The organism is Bradyrhizobium sp. CCGE-LA001 (assembly GCF_000296215.2).
Classification (GTDB): domain Bacteria; phylum Pseudomonadota; class Alphaproteobacteria; order Rhizobiales; family Xanthobacteraceae; genus Bradyrhizobium.
Genome location: NZ_CP013949.1, coordinates 5,962,473 through 5,978,586 on the forward strand (window position 1 = coordinate 5,962,473; position 16,114 = coordinate 5,978,586).

At 65.3% G+C, this 16,114-nt stretch carries 17 protein-coding genes; 6 read left to right on the top strand and 11 right to left on the bottom strand.

What is annotated here, in order from left to right; translation table 11 throughout:
• Positions 1–51: 51 nt before the first annotated feature.
• Positions 52–753, top strand: a complete 702-nt coding sequence (locus tag BCCGELA001_RS27900; RefSeq protein WP_060736788.1) for a FecR family protein — start codon at positions 52–54, stop codon at positions 751–753.
• Positions 741–1,895 carry a hypothetical protein gene (locus tag BCCGELA001_RS27905; protein WP_144441505.1) on the top strand — a complete coding sequence of 385 codons (1,155 nt, stop codon included), beginning with the start codon at positions 741–743 and terminating at the stop codon, positions 1,893–1,895. Before BCCGELA001_RS27900 ends, BCCGELA001_RS27905 begins: the two co-directional genes overlap by 13 nt.
• Positions 1,896–2,016: 121 nt before the next feature.
• On the opposite strand, the gene BCCGELA001_RS27910 is transcribed toward BCCGELA001_RS27905, so the two are convergent.
• The 3 genes from BCCGELA001_RS27910 to BCCGELA001_RS27920 all read right to left on the bottom strand — a co-directional run bounded on the left by BCCGELA001_RS27910 (position 2,017) and on the right by BCCGELA001_RS27920 (position 3,601).
• Positions 2,017–2,505: a VOC family protein gene (locus BCCGELA001_RS27910; RefSeq protein ID WP_060736789.1), complete on the bottom strand. Its 489-nt coding sequence runs from the start codon at positions 2,503–2,505 to the stop codon at positions 2,017–2,019.
• 27 nt (positions 2,506–2,532) lie between these two features.
• Entirely contained in the window at positions 2,533–2,961 is a 429-nt protein-coding gene (locus tag BCCGELA001_RS27915) for a VOC family protein (protein ID WP_060736790.1), read from the bottom strand.
• Positions 2,962–3,088: 127 nt separating this feature from the next.
• On the bottom strand, positions 3,089–3,601 hold the full coding sequence (locus tag BCCGELA001_RS27920; protein ID WP_008568982.1) for a cupin domain-containing protein: 513 nt from the start codon (positions 3,599–3,601) through the stop codon (positions 3,089–3,091).
• 128 nt (positions 3,602–3,729) lie between these two features.
• On the opposite strand from BCCGELA001_RS27920, the gene BCCGELA001_RS27925 reads away from it, so the two are divergent.
• On the top strand, positions 3,730–3,948 hold the full coding sequence (locus BCCGELA001_RS27925) for a CsbD family protein (protein ID WP_060736791.1): 219 nt from the start codon (positions 3,730–3,732) through the stop codon (positions 3,946–3,948).
• Between the two features lie 166 nt (positions 3,949–4,114).
• Here the strand turns inward: BCCGELA001_RS27925 and BCCGELA001_RS27930 are convergent, their stop codons facing one another.
• From BCCGELA001_RS27930 to ggt, 5 genes are all read right to left on the bottom strand, one after another.
• Positions 4,115–4,579 carry an FKBP-type peptidyl-prolyl cis-trans isomerase gene (locus tag BCCGELA001_RS27930; RefSeq protein WP_008561130.1) on the bottom strand — a complete coding sequence of 155 codons (465 nt, stop codon included), beginning with the start codon at positions 4,577–4,579 and terminating at the stop codon, positions 4,115–4,117.
• 60 nt (positions 4,580–4,639) lie between these two features.
• Complete coding sequence (locus tag BCCGELA001_RS27935; protein WP_060736792.1) at positions 4,640–6,931, bottom strand: xanthine dehydrogenase family protein molybdopterin-binding subunit; 2,292 nt, start codon at positions 6,929–6,931, stop codon at positions 4,640–4,642.
• A 2-nt stretch (positions 6,932–6,933) separates the two neighbouring features.
• On the bottom strand, positions 6,934–7,950 hold the full coding sequence (locus BCCGELA001_RS27940) for an FAD binding domain-containing protein (protein ID WP_060736793.1): 1,017 nt from the start codon (positions 7,948–7,950) through the stop codon (positions 6,934–6,936).
• Between the two features lie 4 nt (positions 7,951–7,954).
• Complete coding sequence (locus tag BCCGELA001_RS27945; RefSeq protein ID WP_060736794.1) at positions 7,955–8,569, bottom strand: (2Fe-2S)-binding protein; 615 nt, start codon at positions 8,567–8,569, stop codon at positions 7,955–7,957.
• Positions 8,570–8,735: 166 nt separating this feature from the next.
• Entirely contained in the window at positions 8,736–10,322 is a 1,587-nt protein-coding gene (gene ggt / locus BCCGELA001_RS27950) for a gamma-glutamyltransferase (RefSeq protein ID WP_008561148.1), read from the bottom strand.
• A 218-nt stretch (positions 10,323–10,540) separates the two neighbouring features.
• On the opposite strand from ggt, the gene trhO reads away from it, so the two are divergent.
• Together trhO and BCCGELA001_RS27960 are read left to right on the top strand one after the other, a co-directional pair.
• The gene (gene trhO, locus BCCGELA001_RS27955; protein WP_008561150.1) at positions 10,541–11,323 is read left to right on the top strand and encodes an oxygen-dependent tRNA uridine(34) hydroxylase TrhO; all 783 of its coding nucleotides are present in this window, start codon (positions 10,541–10,543) and stop codon (positions 11,321–11,323) included.
• The gene (locus BCCGELA001_RS27960; RefSeq protein ID WP_060736795.1) at positions 11,313–11,531 is read left to right on the top strand and encodes a SlyX family protein; all 219 of its coding nucleotides are present in this window, start codon (positions 11,313–11,315) and stop codon (positions 11,529–11,531) included. The genes trhO and BCCGELA001_RS27960 overlap by 11 nt, the downstream gene beginning before the upstream one ends.
• A gap of 9 nt (positions 11,532–11,540) precedes the next feature.
• Here BCCGELA001_RS27960 and BCCGELA001_RS27965 read toward each other — a convergent pair whose 3' ends face one another.
• Together BCCGELA001_RS27965 and BCCGELA001_RS27970 are read right to left on the bottom strand one after the other, a co-directional pair.
• Positions 11,541–13,445 carry a diguanylate cyclase domain-containing protein gene (locus BCCGELA001_RS27965; RefSeq protein ID WP_060736796.1) on the bottom strand — a complete coding sequence of 635 codons (1,905 nt, stop codon included), beginning with the start codon at positions 13,443–13,445 and terminating at the stop codon, positions 11,541–11,543.
• Between the two features lie 171 nt (positions 13,446–13,616).
• Complete coding sequence (locus BCCGELA001_RS27970; protein WP_060736797.1) at positions 13,617–13,832, bottom strand: hypothetical protein; 216 nt, start codon at positions 13,830–13,832, stop codon at positions 13,617–13,619.
• A gap of 107 nt (positions 13,833–13,939) precedes the next feature.
• On the opposite strand from BCCGELA001_RS27970, the gene hemE reads away from it, so the two are divergent.
• Positions 13,940–14,974, top strand: a complete 1,035-nt coding sequence (hemE, locus tag BCCGELA001_RS27975; protein WP_008561176.1) for a uroporphyrinogen decarboxylase — start codon at positions 13,940–13,942, stop codon at positions 14,972–14,974.
• 154 nt (positions 14,975–15,128) lie between these two features.
• On the opposite strand, the gene hemC is transcribed toward hemE, so the two are convergent.
• The gene (gene hemC / locus BCCGELA001_RS27980) at positions 15,129–16,109 is read right to left on the bottom strand and encodes a hydroxymethylbilane synthase (RefSeq protein WP_008561178.1); all 981 of its coding nucleotides are present in this window, start codon (positions 16,107–16,109) and stop codon (positions 15,129–15,131) included.
• Positions 16,110–16,114 lie beyond the last annotated feature (5 nt).

Sequence of the window (16,114 nt, forward strand, 5' to 3'; positions counted from 1 at the left end):
CGCAAGCGCGCGCGATCCGGTACGATCAGGGACATATCGATCGGTTGTGAAATGAATTTGCGTTTTTGGTTTTTCCCGTCGCTGTTATCAGCCGCGTTGTGCGCAGGTCCTGGCGCGCAGGCGCAGACACGCGTCGGCCAAGCCGTCGTAATCCAGAACGAAGTGGTGCGCGTCGCCGCGACCACCACGCCGATCAACGTCGGCGACAGCATGTTGCGCGACGAGACCGTGCGCACCGGCGCCGACAGCGCGGCGCGCTTCGTCATGGCCGACAGCACCAATTTGTCGCTGGGCCCCAGCGCGACATTGAAGCTCGACCGCACCGTCTTCAACGACGACCAGAGCTATCGCGCCGTCGCGATCCGCATGACAACAGGCGCTTTCCGCTTCGTCACCGGCAATTCCGACAAGAGCGCCTACAAGATCACGACACCGCTCGCGACCATCGGCGTGCGCGGCACCACGCTCGACATCCTCTCGCAGCGCGGCCACTCCGTCGTGGTGCTTCAGGACGGCGCGGCCAGCGTCTGCGCGACGAGGTCCCAATGCGTGCAGCTCACCCAGCCCGGCGACACCGCGATCATCACGTCGACCGGCGGCAAGGTCAGCATCACCAAGACCAATACGCCACCCTGGACCTTTGCCGCCAATTGCGCGGCGAGCGCCGGGCTTTGCGCCGTCAACCAATATGCCGGCGCCTCGCCGACCATCACGCCTGCCGTCCAGGACGACGGCATGCTGTGCGGGCGCTGACGATGGTAAAGCTCTGCTTGAAGCGCTGTATCCTCAACGGCGTGCTGGCCGCTGCGGCTGCGCTCGCTCTTGTCGCATTCGATCTGCGTCCGGCCACAGCTCAGACGAATTGCGAGTCCGGATGTGGGCCGAGCCCTACCCCGACCTATTCGCCGTCACCCTCGCCTTCCCCAAGCCCTTATCCGTCACCGTCACCCTCGCCCTCGCCCTCGCCGAATCCAGCACCGACGTCGAGCCCGACGCCGAGCGGCGCGAGTTCCAGCAGCAATTCGATCGGCGGCCTCGCCAATCAGCGCTTCAACCAGATGATTACGAACCGCGTGCTCGGCACGGTACTGCTCGGCGTCAACGAGCAGGTCAATTGCGGCGACTGCGTCAGTGCTTTCGGCTCGGCCGGCTCGTTCTCTGCCGGCATCCACGGCCGCAAGGAGCTGACCAACAATCTGTCGCTGCTCGCCGGCATCGCCTATACGCACTACGACGGGAAAGGCTACGAGATCACGAGCGCGCCGATCGGCGCCTTTGCGCTGCGCTACGATTTCACCGACTGGGGCTCGTCGCGCCCGTTCTTCGACGTCGGCACGATCCTGACGCCGTGGCAGAAGGCGCGCTACACACGCAGCTACGACACCAACCTCGGCCCGGTCAGCGTGACCAGCTCGACTAACGCCTCGAACTACGCCGTCTATGGCCGCGCCGGGTGGATCAGCCGGCTGTCACCGCGCGACGAGGTCGCGGCCTCCGTCGAGGTCTGGCAGCTCTGGCAGCGCGTATCGGGCTACACCGACAGCGCAGTGGCCTTCAATCCGTTCGACGCCACCCTTGCGACCGGCACCGACCGCACCAGCCTGGTCAAGCTCGGTGGCCAGTGGACGCATCTCTACGGCAGCAACATCGAGGCCAACATCAACGGCGGCTGGGTGCAATCCTTTGCGACCCACAGCGGCATCGTGGCGACCGTGACCGGCCAGGGCATGGTGGTGCCGACCATGGGCAACCAGGGCTGGTTCGAATATGGCGGCCGCCTCGGCTTCCGCGTGCAAAAAGGCTGGATCGTGGATCTCTTTGCCAACGGCACGCTGGGTCCGCAGCCGGTCGGCAACACCATCCATGGCGGCGTGGGACTCAGGATCAATTATTAGGGCGGGACTATCTCCTAGGGTGGGCAAAGGCGAAGCGTGCCCACCACTTCTCTCCTGGTCGTGGAAGAATGGTGGGCACGGCGCTACGCGCCTTTGCCCACCCTACGGCACCGTCGCCGCCTCACGCCGCCGACTTGCCCTCGAATGCCTGGCGCAGCACGTCCACGTCGAGCTTGACCATCTTCATCATGGCCTGCACGGCGCGTGCGGCCGCGGCCTTGTCGGGGCTCGACAGGAATTCGAACATCGCTTTCGGCACCACCTGCCAGGCCACGCCCCAGCGATCCCTGAGCCAGCCGCACTGCTCTTCTTTGCCGCCATGGGCGAGGAACGCGTTCCAGACACTGTCGACCTGGACCTGGTCGTTGCAATCGATCATCAGCGATATCGCGTGGGTGTACTCCATCTTCATGCCGCCATTCAGCGCGACCAGGCGCTGCCCGCCGAGGGTGAATTCGACGACGAGCACCGAGCCCTCCTTGCCGGACGGACCATCGGAGACGTTGCGCTGGACGTGCACGATCCTGGAATCGGGCAGCAGGGAGACGTAGAAATTGGCGGCCTCTTCGGCATCGCCGTTGAACCACAGGCAGGGCGTGACCTTGGACATGTGAATGCTCCTATTCCCCGGCTTCGATCAGGCGGTCGCCATGGCGGGCTGCAGCGGGGCCGCCGCGAGATCCATCCAGTTCACCCCCCACATATGGCCGTCGGGATCCTCGAAGCTGCGGCCGTACATGAAGCTGTATTCGTCCTTCGGGCTGGGATCAGCCACGCCGCCCGCGGCCGCCGCCCTGCCGACGATATCGTCGACCTCGCTGCGGCTGTCCGCGGACAGGCAGAGCAGCACCTGGTTCGAGGACTTGGCATCCGCGATCGGCTTCGGCGTGAACTGACGGAATTTGTCGTGGGTCAGCAGCATGGCGAAGATGGTCTCGGAAAAGACCATGCAGCTCGCCGTGTCGTCGCAGAATTGCGGGTTCTTGACCGCACCGATCGCCTCATAGAAGGCGGTCGCGCGCTTGAGGTCGGTCACCGGCAGGTTGACGAAGATCATCTTAGGCATCGGAAGCTCCTTGGCGGGTTCTGCCCAAGGACGGATGGCCAGGCAGCCACCCGACATCGCTTCCGAATATTTTTAAGGTCGCGCCTGCGGGGTCCTGTCGCATGAACCCCGCGCCGCCTCGGAAAGCCTACTTCTTCTCGTTGGGATCGCGGTGGACCGGATCGATCCACAACACCGTCTCGGGCTTCTCGACCGGTTCGATGTCGAGGTTGATCGCCACCGCCTCGCCGTCGCTGCGCACCAGCACGCATTCCAGCACCTCGTCCGGGCTGGCGTTGATCTCCTGATGCGGCACGTAGGGCGGGACGAAGATGAAGTCGCCGGGGCCGGCCTCGGCGGTGAATTGCAGCTTCTCGCCCCAGCGCATCCGCGCCTTGCCCTTCACCACGTAGATGACGCTTTCGAGATGGCCGTGATGATGGGCGCCGGTCTTGGCGTCGGGCTTGATGCTGACCGTGCCTGCCCACAATTTCTGCGCGCCGACTCGTGCGAAGTTGATGGCGGCGGCGCGGTCCATGCCTGCGGTCGATGGCACGTTGGTGTCGAGCTGGTTGCCGGGGATGACGCGCACGCCGTCATGCTTCCAGCGATCGTCATGATCGTGGTCATGGTGGGAATGCGAATGATCATGGCCGGTCATGGGACTTGCTTTCTGTTGGTTCCGTGCGCAGCAAATTACCCCAAAGCCGCATCCGCTAGCCATAGCAAAATCGGAACCCCCGTAGCCGCCCAGCGTTGTCATTCCAAGCGAAACAAAAGGAGAGTTTCATGGGCAGCACGACCGACAAGATCAAGGGCACCGCCAACGAGGCGATCGGCAAGGCCAAGCAGGGCATCGGTGAAGCCACCGGATCCGAGCGCATGAAGGGCGAAGGCGCGGTGCAGGAAGTGAAGGGCAAGGGCCAGCAGGCCATGGGCGATGCCAAGGACGCCGCAAAGGACGCGATGGATCGCGCCGCCGCTGCGGCAAAGCGCGCAACGGAATAGTACCCACGAGACTGAACGCGAAAAGACCGGCCGCAAGGCCGGTCTTTTTTGTTCTGATCTCTCGCCGTCATGCCCGGGCTTGTCCCGGGCATCCACGTTCTTTCTTCCTGCCAAGGCGTGGATGGCCGGGTCAAGCCCGGCCGTGACGATGTGGAAAGACCTGGGCTCACTTCACTCCAAGCAATTCCACGTCGAACATCAGCGTCGCGTTCGGCGGGATCACGCCGCCGGCGCCACGCGCGCCATAGCCGAGCTGCGGCGGGATGATCAGCGTGCGCTTGCCGCCGACCTTCATCGAGGCGACGCCCTCGTCCCAGCCGGCGATGACGCGGCCCTTGCCGATCGGGAATTCGAACGGCTCGTTGCGGTCGACGGAGGAGTCGAATTTCTTGCCCTTCTGGCCGTTCTCATAAAGCCAGCCGGTGTAGTGCATCACGCAGATCTGGCCGGGCTTTGGCGAAGCGCCCGTTCCGGCGACGCTGTCGATGATCTGCAAGCCTGAAGCTGTTGTCATGGTCTTTCCTGCGGTCTGGGCCGAGGCCGTGGTGGAAACGAAATGCGACACGCCGGCGATCACGGTGATCGCGAGTGCCGACATCAGGGCGAGAAGCGCGCGCTGAAAACGCTGCATAAGGCACCTTCCGTTTGAGGCGGAAGGTGTCTAGCGCAACGCGGGTGAGGTTTCCACCCCTCACACCTCGATATTTTCCAGCCGGACCGGGAGCTTACGAATGCGCTGCCCCGTGGCATGGTAGATCGCATTGCAGATCGCCGCATTGGTGCCGACATTGCCGAGCTCGCCGAGGCCCTTCACCCCGACAGGATTGATGCGATCATCCTCCTCGGAGAGCAGAATGACCTCGACGCCTGATACGTCCGCATTCACGGGGACGAGGTAATCAGCAAGATTGTCGTTGACGTAGCGCGCATAGCGTTCGTCTATCTCGGTGGCCTCCAGCAACGCTGACGACATGCCCCAGATCAGCCCGCCCATTAGCTGGCTGCGCGCCGTGCGCGGATTCATGATACGGCCGCCGGCGAAGGCGCCGACGAGGCGCGGGCAGCGGATCTCATGCGTGAAGCGATTGATGCGGACTTCGACGAACTCCGCGCCAAACGCGTAAGCGATCTGGTCTTTCATGGAATGACCGCCCACGAGCCGCACCTGCCCGTTGTGCATGGCGCGGAAGGAATCCAGCGGCGCGCCTTCCGGCTTCCACTCACCATATTCCTCGACGACGCCGACCCCGAGCGCGTCGAAGGCCTTCTCCAGGTCGAGCGGACGGTCGCCCTTCGCCGCCTGCGTTGCCGGTGTCTGGCCGATGCCCACGGTCTCCTTGGCCTTGTCCGCCAGGCTCTGGCTCGGCACCACCGCCTTGAACAGGCGCTGCCGGATCTGGTCGCACACCATCATCACTGCGGAGCAGGTGCTGGCGGTGGAGTTGGAGCCTCCTGCAACGGGCGCCGGCGGCAGATCGCTGTCGCCGATGAAGACGGCAACCTTCTCGAGCGGCACGCCGAGCCGCTCGGATGCAGCCTGAGCAATGACGGTATAGGCGCCGGTGCCGATCTCGTGGCCGGCGATCTCGACGCGGGTGCGGCCGTCGCGTTGCAGCCGGACGCGGGCCGCTGCCGGCCCCATCTGCGTCGGATAGCAGGTGGCGGCACAGCCATAGCCGATCAGCCAATCGCCATCCGACATCGATTTCGGCTCAGGCGAGCGCTGCGCCCACCCGAACGCCTTCGCAGCCTCGTCGAAACAGGCCATCAGCGAGCGCGAGGTGTAGGGCTTGCCGCTGATCGGCTCGTTCGTGGTGTCGTTGATGCGACGAAGCTCGACCGGATCCACGTTCAGCTTCGCCGCCAGCTCGTCCATCGCGCTTTCCAGCGCGAACAGATACGGCACCTCCGGTGGCGAGCGCATGAAGCCGGGCGTGTTGCGGTCGGCGCGCACGATCGAGACCAGGCTGTCGACATTTGGACAGGCATAGAGCCGCGTCGTCGTCTTGGTGCCGCCGACGCAATAGGCATCGGGGCGCGAGGACACCTCGGCGCCCTCGTGCCGGAGCGCGACCAGCTTGCCGTCCCGGCTCGCGCCGAGCTTGATCTCGTGGCGGGTCTCGGCACGATGCGTGGTGATGGTGAAGCCCTGGTCGCGGGTCGGGACCAACTTGATCGGCCGGTTCAAGCGCCTGGCGATGGCCGCGATGATGGCAGTGCGCGGCGTCATCGACCCGCGCGCGCCGAAACCACCGCCGACATACGGGTTGACCACGCGGACCTTATCGGCGTCGATCCCGAGCTGCTCGGCGACACCGTATTTGAGGCCGTACACGAACTGACTCGGCTCGTAGATCACGAGGTTGTCGCCCATCCAGGCGCAGCTGGTCGAGAACAGCTCCATCGGATTGTGATGCTGCGTCGGTGTTTCGTAAGAAGCGGTCAGTTTGACCTCGGCCTCCTCGAACGCCTTGGCGAAATTGCCGACCTTCGGGTCCTCCTTGAACTGGGCATTCTGCCCCTTCGCGGGCGCCGTGGTCGTCCCGGGCGAGTCGAAGGTCGCGCTTGGCGTGGCGGCGGTGTAGCTGACCTTGATGCGGTTGGCGGCCTCGCGCGCCGCCTCGTAGCTTTCGGCGATGACCACCGCGATGATCTGGCCGTCATGGGCGATCTCGGCCGATTTCAGCGGCTGGATCGTCGTGCCCGCATAGCCGCCATTGCTGAAGAGCTTCGACTCCTTCAGCTTCGGTGCGTTCTCGTGGGTGACGATGTCGATCACGCCCCGGACCCGCTTGGCCTCGCCGAGATCGAAGCTGTCGACTCGTCCCTTGGCAATCGCGCTGGTGACGAGGAACGCATGGGCGGGATCGGCAAGCGGCATGTCGGACGCATAGGTCGCGCGTCCCGTCACTTTCACGACCGCGTCATAGCGCGGTACGGGCTTGCCCATGTTCGTCTTGGGCTCGGGAGCAGCAGCGGTCATGATCAGATCTCCATCGTTACGGCCTGCTGGAGCGCACGCGCCACCACGCGTTTGCCGAGCGCGATTTTGAAGCTGTTGTGCCGCCGCCCCCTGGCCTCTGCGAAAGCGGCATCGGCGACCCGCTGCGCCAAGCCGTCGTCGAATTTCTGTCCCTTGAGAAGCGCCTCCGCCTCGCGCGCCCGCCAGGGCACAGTGGCGACGCCGCCGAGCGCGACCCGCGCATCCCGGATCGTGCCGTCCTGCACATCGAGCGCAATCGCAGCCGAGGACAGCGCGAACTCGTAGGATTGGCGGTCGCGCGCCTTGAGATACACCGAGCGCGGCCAGCGGCCCTGAATCGAGAAAGCCGAGATCAGCTCGCCAGGCTGAAGCGAGGTCTCGATGTCGGGGGTCGTGCCCGGCGCCTTGTGAAGCTGGGAGAACGGCATGCTGCGCGTGCCACCCTTGCCCGTAATCTCGACCAGAGCATCCAGCGCGATCAGCGCCTGCGCGAAATCGCCGGGATAGGTCGCGATGCATTGGTCGGAGACGCCGAGCACCGCATGCATGCGGTTGACGCCGTCCATCGCGGCGCAGCCCGCACCGGGATTGCGCTTGTTGCAATTCTCATAGGAGACGTCGCGGAAATAGCTGCAACGCGTCCGCTGCATCACGTTGCCGCCGAGCGTCGCCATGTTGCGCAGCTGGGCGCTGGCCGCAAGCTTCAGGGAATTTGCGATCACCGGATAGTGGCGTTGGATCTCTCCATGCGCGGCAACGTCCGACATCTTCGCGAGCGCGCCGAGGCGCAATCCGTCTTCCCTAGGCTCGATTGCCGACCAACTGCGCGCGAGCGGATTGATGTCGACGATGGCGGCAGGCCGCATCACGTCAAGCTTCATCAGGTCGATCAGCGTGGTGCCGCCTGCGAGCGGCTGCGCAGGGGCCTGGGTCAGCGGATTGTTCGCGGCCGCGGCAGCGCCGAGCGCCTGCACGGCCATGTCAGGGTCTGTTGCCCTCTGATACGAAAACGGTCGCATGCGCCTAGCCTTTCAGGATTTCGGGCGCGGCCTGCTTCACCGCGGCGACGATGTTGGGATAGGCGGCACAGCGGCAGATATTGCCGCTCATATATTCGCGGATGTCGGCCTCGTTGCTGGCATGGCCTTCCTTGACGCAGGCGACGGCCGACATGATCTGGCCGGGCGTGCAATAGCCGCACTGGAACGCGTCGTTGTCGATGAAGGCCTGCTGCATCGGATGCAGATGGTCATCGGTAGCCAGCCCCTCAATGGTCGTGATCTCCTGCCCCTCGGCGGCGAGCGCAAGGGTCAGGCACGACACCACGCGCCGGTCGTCGATTAGCACCGTGCAGGCGCCGCACTGGCCGTGGTCGCAGCCCTTCTTGCTGCCAGTGAGCTTGAGATGTTCACGCAGTGCGTCCAGCAGCGTGGTGCGGGCATCGATGCTGAGGCGCTTGTCCTTGCCGTTGACCTGCAGCGTGACGTCGACGGGAAGCGACGGATCCTGTGGCGCCGGAGCCCTGACGTTCTCTGCAGCCGCACGCGCGGTCATCGGGACCAGCGCACTGCCAGCCGCAGCGGCCATGAAGGCGCGCCGATCGAATGCTGATTGTTTGGAACCTGGTTTGTCGGACATCGACGCCTCCGCCGCTGATCTACAAAGCAGCGCACGCCTGCACCGCCCATCGCCCCTTAACCTGAAGCAATGAGCTCCGTTCCGAACGTGAAAAGGGCGATGCAGCAAATGCCGCATCGCCCTTCGTCAACTTTTCCTGATCTGCGCGAGGAACTCGCGCTGAGGATCAATAACCCAGCGCGCAGCCATCCTTGCGCGGATCGGAACCGCCGGTGAGCGTGCCCTTGTCCCAGTCGATCCAGATCGCCTGGGCGCCGCCGAGCGGGCTGACCACGCTGGTGGTCTTGTGGCCTAGCTTCTTCAGGCCCTCGACGATCGCGGCCGGAACGCTGTCCTCGAGCTGGTACTGGCCCTCGTAATGCAGGCCGCGCGGCATGTCGATCGCCTCCTGCACGTCGCAGCCATAGTCGAGGATGTTGGTCAGCACGTGGGTCTGGCCGACCGGCTGATACTGCCCGCCCATCACCGCGAACGGCATCACGGAACGGCCGCCCTGGGTGACGAGGCTCGGCATGATCGTGTGCAGCGGCCGCTTGCCGCCGGCGATGCTGTTCGGATGACCGGGCTGGATGCGGAAGCCGCCGGCGCGGTTCTGGAACAAGACGCCGGTCTTGATGGAGACGATGGCCGAGCCGAAGGAATGCGCGATCGAATTGATGAACGAGCAGACGTTGCGGTCCTTGTCCACGACCGTGATGTAGATGGTCGAGGGATTCATGGGCGGCGCGACGTTCGGAAGGTCGAGCATGCCGTCCATGCGGATCTTGCTGATGTGCTCGTCGCAGAACTCCTTGGCGAGGATCTTGGCGACCTCGATCTGCATGTGCTCGGGATCGGCGACGTGCAGTTCGCGATGCATGTAGGCGATGCGCGCGGCTTCCGCCTCGAGATGGAAGCGCTCGACGCTGAGCGGCGCGTATTTCGTCAGATCGAACCGCGACAGGATGTTCAGCATCAGCAGCATGGTCAGGCCCGGTCCGTTCGGCGGGCACTGCCAGACGTCGTAACCCTTGTACATGGTGCCGATCGGCGAAGTCACTTCCGTGGTATGCGCGGCGAAATCGTCGAGCGTGTGCAGGCCGCCGATTCCCCTGAGGGTCTCGACCATGTCTTCCGCGATCTCGCCCTTGTAGAAGGCATCGCGGCCGCCCTTGGCGATGGCACGCAGAGTCTTGCCGAGCTCGACCTGGCGAATGACGTCGCCGGCGACCGGCGGCTTGCCGCCCGGCAGCAGGTAGCGCACGGCGTTGGTGCCGGCCTTGAGCTTCTCGAACTGGTTCTTCCAGTCGAAGGCGATGCGGGGCGCGACGACATAGCCTTCCTCGGCCGCCTTGATCGCGGGCTGGAGCAGGCGGTCGAAGCCGAACTTGCCGTGATCGCGCAGGACGGTGGCGAAGGCATCGACGACGCCGGGGATCGAGACCGCATGCGCCGAGGTCAGTGGCACGGAGTTGATCTTGCGCTCGAGATACCAGTCGGCGTTCGCCGCCTTCGGCGCGCGGCCGGAGCCGTTATAGGCGAGGATCTTGCCTTCGCCCCGCGGCTGGATCAGCGCGAAGCAGTCGCCGCCGATGCCGGTCGATTGCGGTTCGATCACGCCGAGCACGGCCGAGCCTGCGACCGCCGCGTCCACCGCCGTGCCGCCCTCGCGCAGCACCTCGATCGCGGCGAGCGAAGCCTGCGGATGCGAGGTCGCCACCATCGCGTTGGTGGCGTGAACCGTGGACCTGCCGGGGAAATGGAAGTTTCTCATGCGAATTCTTGCTCTCGTTAGGCTCTCTTGAGGCCCGCTTGGCCGTGGCCGGGGTGGCGCACCATGTCGGAAAACCGGGCTTACATGACACATTCCGGCCTCCCGGAGCAATGCTGGCATACCAGTGAAATGGCTGCCATCCGCTGGGCGTATGGTCCGCTCGGGCTTTCAGCCAATGCGGGTTTTCCGGGCGGCAGCCGCCTGCTAAACGAGCCGCCATGCCCGACGCCAATTCAATCACCAAGGTCGCCGCCTTCTACCAGTTTGCCGCCCTCCCGGATTACCGCGAGTTGCGCGAGCCGCTACGCGCGTTCTGCGCCGGCCTCGCGCTAAAGGGCAGCGTGCTGCTGGCCCAGGAGGGCATCAATGGCACCGTCGCGGGCGCCCCCGAGGCGATCGACGCGTTCGCGCATGAGCTCGCGCACGGCGACATCTTTGGCGGCAGGCTGGACAATCTCGAGCTGAAATTCTCCACGGCCGCGGCGATGCCGTTTGGACGGCTCAAGGTGCGGCTGAAGAAGGAGATCGTCACGCTCGGCGATGCCGCCGCCGATCCGACGAGGCAAGTCGGCACCTATGTCGACGCGTCGGAATGGAATGCGCTGATCGCGGCCCCCAACACGCTGCTGCTCGACACCCGCAACGCCTTCGAGGTGGCGATGGGCACGTTCGATGGCGCGGTCGATCCCGGTCTCCAGAGCTTTGGCCAATTCAAGGATTTTGCGGCAGAGCAGCTCGATCCGGCCAAGCACCGCAGGATCGCGATGTTCTGCACCGGCGGTATCCGCTGCGAGAAGGCGAGCGCGCATTTGCTCGCACGCGGCTTTTCCGAGGTCTATCACCTCAAGGGCGGCATCCTGAGATATCTGCAAGAGGTGCCGGAGACACAGAGCCGCTGGCGCGGTGAGTGCTTCGTGTTCGACGAGCGCGTCGCGCTCGGCCATGGATTGCGTGAACAGGGCCTGCGCGGAGGAGACAAGGAGCACGGCCGTGACGAATGAGATCAAGAGTCTGAGCGAGCGCATTGACATGCTGGAGACGCGCCTGACTTACCAGGACGACACCATCGAGACGCTGAACCAGACCATCACGGCGCAGTGGAAGCAGATCGACGCGCTGACACGGCAGGTCGCACAGCTGAACGAACGGCTCCAGGAGGCCGAGGCGAGTGCGCCGGGGCCCTCCAATGAACCGCCACCGCATTATTGAAACGGTGAGCTACAGACCCGACGCCTTGGGCATCAGGCCGGCGACCTCGCCGGACATCATCAGCCGGTTGCGCCCGGCCTCCTTGGCCGCATAGAGCGCCTGGTCGGCCGCCTCGACGAGCGAGACCACGCCCGCCGTGCGCTCCAGCACCGGCCGGCAGGCCGCGCCTCCGAGCGAGGCGGTGACGAAACCGGTCGCATGGTTGGTGGTGTGGACGAGGCCCGCCTCGCCAATCGCCCGCCGGATCCGGTCGCCGATCCGGGCGCAGCCCGCGGCATCGGTGCTCGGCAGCAGCATGGCGAACTCCTCGCCGCCATAGCGCGCCGCCAGATCGCCGGGGCGCTGCGTCTCGGCCGCGATGATCTGCGCCACGACGCGAAGGCAGGCGTCGCCGGCGGGATGGCCGTATTCGTCGTTGTAGGCTTTGAAATGGTCGACGTCGATCATCAGCAAGGCGAGGCTGGAGCGGTCGCGATAGGCGCGCGCCCACTCCTCCTTCAGCCGCTCGTCGAAGCGGCGGCGGTTGGCAAGGCCGGTGAGGCTGTCCTCGATCGCGAGCGCCTCGAGCCTGGTCTCCAGCTTCTTGTGTTCGGTGATGTCGCGCGAGATCGCCACCACGCCGTCGACGCGGCCGTTGTCCTTGCGCGTCACGCGCATGGTCGATTCCAGCCAGACTTCGCCGTTCTCGCGGTGCGAGTTGCGATAGACGAGCCGCGCCTCCTCCTTCTCGCCACGCTTCATGGCATCGACGATCGCCTGGACCTGCGTCAGGTCCTCCGGATTGATGCCGGCGAGCGCAGGCGTGCCCATCAATTGATTGGCGCGCCAGCCGACGACGCGCACCGACGAAGGCGAGACATAGCGTATCCGCTCGTCGAGCCCGATGCGGGTCACCATGTCGCTGGAGCCTTCCGCGAGCAGGCGGAAGTGGGCCTCCTTCTCGGTCAGGGCTGCGGCCATGCACTGACCCCGTTGCAGTTGCCGCACCAGCAGGGCACCGATGATCGCGATCAGCACCACGAGCGCGGCGACGTAGAGCATGCGGGAGGTTGCGGCAGCGCGCCAGGGCGCCAGCAGTTCGTTCTTGTCGACGGTGGCAAGCAGGACCAGCGGATAACGGCTGCTGCGCTTGAAGAAGCTGACGCGCTCGGCGCCGTCCAGCGGCGATTTGAAATGATAGGCGCCGCCGGGCCGCTGCAGGCTGGCGTCGCGGAACAGCGGCTTGTCGGCAACGCTGTGCCCGACGAACTTCTCGTTGTTCGGGCTGCGCGCCACGATCAGTCCGTCGCCATGGGTCAGCGCTACCGAACTGTTGCGGCCGATCTCGAACTGCTCGTAGAAGTGCGAGAGATAGTTGGCGCTGATGGTCGCAAGCGCGACGCCGCCGAAGCTGCCGTCCGGCTTGTTGAAGCGGCGCGTCAGGGTGATCAGCCATTCGCCATCGAGGAGGCTTTTCACGGGACGACCGACATGGGGCTCTCGTTTCGGCGAGAGCTGGTGATGACGGAAGAAACCGTCATCGCTGAAGGTCGAGCCGATCGTGCCGGGCGCAGTCAGCCAGTTGCCCTGATCGTCGATAATGGCAAGGCTGTGGATGCGCTCGATCGCCTTCTTGCGCGCATCCAGCAGCGTGCGCAGCTTCCCGATCGTGGCGGGCCCGGCGCCGTCCATCTCCAGCCGGGTGACAATGCCGACGACGCCGGAATCCAGGAGGTCGAGGCTGTCCTCTGCATGCTGCGTCAACGAACGCGCGACGTTCGCCATCTCCGCCTCGGCACCTCGCAGCACCGCATCGCGCGCGGCCCATTCGCGCCAGCCGCTGACGCCGAGGATGGTCGCGCAGGTGAGCACGACGAACGCCGCCGCGCGCAGCGGCAGACGGCTCCATCCGGCTCTTTGGTTAGTAGCACTCATGCGGCAGAATTCTCCGATCCTCGGAAACTCTGCCGCTTCTGTTAGTGAACTCTGAAGCCACTACCGGAATACGTGGCGATCTGCCGCTTTCCAGTAGTCCTACGGACGCCCGGAATCGCTGCATCGCTAACAAGACATTATTGTCCCTATCGGAATCCGGCGATACGTCCGCTAGCTGAAGATGGCCTTCACCTTGTCCCAGAGCGAGGGACTGTCGGCCTCGGCATCCGCCTTCGAGGGCGTCGGCTGGGCGGCGCTGACGGGATCGGAGGCCGGGAAGGTATCTTGCAGCCCGGCGTCGAGCTTGGACTGCCGATCGGCGGCGACCGCCTCGCGCAAATCGTCGGCATGCTTGTCGTGCGGCGCAGGATTGAATGTCTCAGCCATGAATCTCCTCCATTGGCTGGTCAACGCGGCCCGAATGGCCTGGTTCCCCTGTTCCGCTGCGGGCCGCGGCGGTGTATCAGGGGCGATAACCCGCTTCAGGACCATTCGTGCCCCAGTCTGCGATAAAGCCCTTCATCGACGTGCTCTCCGGCCAGCGCCAGGCCATCCCGCCCATGTGGATGATGCGGCAGGCCGGCCGCTATCTGCCGGAATATCGCGAGGTGCGTGCCAAGGCGGGCGGCTTCCTCGATCTCTGCTTCAACCCGGAGCTTGCCGCCGAGGTGACGCTGCAGCCGATCCGCCGGTTCGGTTTCAATGCGGCGATCATCTTCTCGGACATCCTGGTGATCCCCTATGCGCTCGGCCGCGCCGTGCGCTTCGAGGTCGGCGAGGGTCCGCGGCTCGAGCCGCTGGATGATCCCGCCAAGGTCGGAACGCTGGCAACGCGTGCCGATCTCGGCAAGCTCGCGCCGGTGTTCGAGGCGCTTAGGATCGTGCGGGCTCAGCTTGCGCCCGAAATCGCGCTGATCGGCTTCTGCGGCGCGCCATGGACGGTGGCGACCTACATGGTCGCCGGCCAGGGCACGCCCGACCAGGCGCCAGCGCGCATGATGGCCTACCGGCATCCGGAGGCGTTTGCGAAGATCATCGACGTGCTGGTCGAGAGCTCGATCGAATATCTCTTGGCACAGCTCGCCGCCGGGGCCGACGCGCTGCAGATCTTCGACACCTGGGCGGGCGTGCTGCCGCCGGCCGAATTCGCGCGCTGGTCGGTCGCGCCGACGCGGCGCATCGTCGAGGGCGTGCGCGCAAAGGTGCCGGATGCGAAGATCATCGGCTTTCCGCGCGGCGCCGGCGCGCAGCTGCCTGCCTATGTCGAAGCCACCGGCGTCAACGCCGTCAGCATCGACTGGACCGCGGAGCCCGGCTTCATCCGCGAGCGCGTGCAGAGCAAGGTCGCCGTGCAGGGCAATCTCGATCCGCTGGTGCTGATCACCGGCGGTGCCGCGCTCGACCGCGCGATCGACGATGTGCTGGCGAACTTTGCGCAAGGACGGTTCATCTTCAATCTCGGCCACGGCATCCAGCCGGAGACGCCGATCGCTCATGTCGAGCAGATGCTGAGGCGCGTGCGGGGTTGATTTATTTCATCCCTGCAAAACAAACCGCGAAAACAACCCCATGCACAGTAGACAAGTCTTTGAAATCGTTGACCTGACGTCACGCGCCGCGCGCCTTTGACACGTCGTGCAAAACAGGCGCAGAATCCTACCATCGCCGGTCGAAATCTCGCGTCTACCGCGGCCGGCTGCGCTCGATGATCTCGGCGGCACCTTTCCCCAGCAGATCCAGACCCACCGCACGGCCGAGCTCGCGCGGACGATTGGCGGGGCCCGTACGCGAGGCTTCAATGATGGTGTTGCCGGAGAGGTCGAGCACGGACGCGGTCAGCGCCATCTGATCGCCCGTGATGGTCGAAAACCCCGCCACCGGCGAATTGCAGTGGCCGTTGAGAACCCACAGCACCTCGCGCTCGGCATCGGCGCAGGCATGCGCGGCGGGATCGTCGATCGATGACAGGATTTGTCGCGTCTGCCAGTCCTGCGCGGCGGATTCGACGGCGACGATGCCCTGCCCTGCCGCGGGCAGCATCTCGGCGGCCGTGAATTCATAGCCGATGCGGCTGGACAAGCCGACGCGGTCGAGGCCCGAACGCGCCATGATCAGTGCATCAGCCGGTCCCACCGCGCCGCCATCGGGGAGGCGCTGCTTCTCGCCATTGTCGAGTTTTCGCACGCGCGTGTCGGCTGCGCCGCGGAAGTGGATCACCTCCACGTCCGGAAACAGGCGCCGCGCATAGGCGGCGCGACGGACGGCGTTGGTGCCGATCTTGAAACCCTTGCCGCGCGACTGGCGCAACGCTTCCAGCGTCACGCCATTCCGGAGCACCAGCGCGTCGCCGGGCGGATCGCGCGACAGGGTGGCGCCGATGACGAGGCCGGGCGTGTCCTCATTGCCCGGCATGTCCTTGAGCGAGTGCATGGCCGCATGAAGCTCGCCCGACAGCACGGCGGCGCGGATCTGCGCCACGAAGGCGCCGCCCTTGCCGCCGTGCGGCAGCAGCTTGCTGGTCTGGTCGAGATCGCCCGTGGTATCGAACTTGACGATTTCGACGTCGAGACCGGGCACCGCGGCGGTCAGGCGGCGGGCGATCTCCTCCGTCTGTGCCAGCGCCATCACGCTCTTGCGGGTGCCGATCCGAAATCGAGTAGCCAAGTCGA

Bases quoted from the DNA above. Each gene is read 5' to 3' on its own strand.
- BCCGELA001_RS27900 (WP_060736788.1), top strand. From the start codon at position 52: ATGAATTTGCGTTTTTGGTTTTTCCCGTCGCTGTTATCAGCCGCGTTG.
- BCCGELA001_RS27910 (WP_060736789.1), bottom strand. From the start codon at position 2,505: ATGTCCAAGGTCACGCCCTGCCTGTGGTTCAACGGCGATGCCGAAGAG.
- BCCGELA001_RS27915 (WP_060736790.1), bottom strand. From the start codon at position 2,961: ATGCCTAAGATGATCTTCGTCAACCTGCCGGTGACCGACCTCAAGCGC.
- BCCGELA001_RS27920 (WP_008568982.1), bottom strand. From the start codon at position 3,601: ATGACCGGCCATGATCATTCGCATTCCCACCATGACCACGATCATGAC.
- BCCGELA001_RS27925 (WP_060736791.1), top strand. From the start codon at position 3,730: ATGGGCAGCACGACCGACAAGATCAAGGGCACCGCCAACGAGGCGATC.
- BCCGELA001_RS27930 (WP_008561130.1), bottom strand. From the start codon at position 4,579: ATGCAGCGTTTTCAGCGCGCGCTTCTCGCCCTGATGTCGGCACTCGCG.
- BCCGELA001_RS27935 (WP_060736792.1), bottom strand. From the start codon at position 6,931: ATGACCGCTGCTGCTCCCGAGCCCAAGACGAACATGGGCAAGCCCGTA.
- BCCGELA001_RS27940 (WP_060736793.1), bottom strand. From the start codon at position 7,950: ATGCGACCGTTTTCGTATCAGAGGGCAACAGACCCTGACATGGCCGTG.
- BCCGELA001_RS27945 (WP_060736794.1), bottom strand. From the start codon at position 8,569: ATGTCCGACAAACCAGGTTCCAAACAATCAGCATTCGATCGGCGCGCC.
- ggt (WP_008561148.1), bottom strand. From the start codon at position 10,322: ATGAGAAACTTCCATTTCCCCGGCAGGTCCACGGTTCACGCCACCAAC.
- trhO (WP_008561150.1), top strand. From the start codon at position 10,541: ATGCCCGACGCCAATTCAATCACCAAGGTCGCCGCCTTCTACCAGTTT.
- BCCGELA001_RS27965 (WP_060736796.1), bottom strand. From the start codon at position 13,445: ATGAGTGCTACTAACCAAAGAGCCGGATGGAGCCGTCTGCCGCTGCGC.
- BCCGELA001_RS27970 (WP_060736797.1), bottom strand. From the start codon at position 13,832: ATGGCTGAGACATTCAATCCTGCGCCGCACGACAAGCATGCCGACGAT.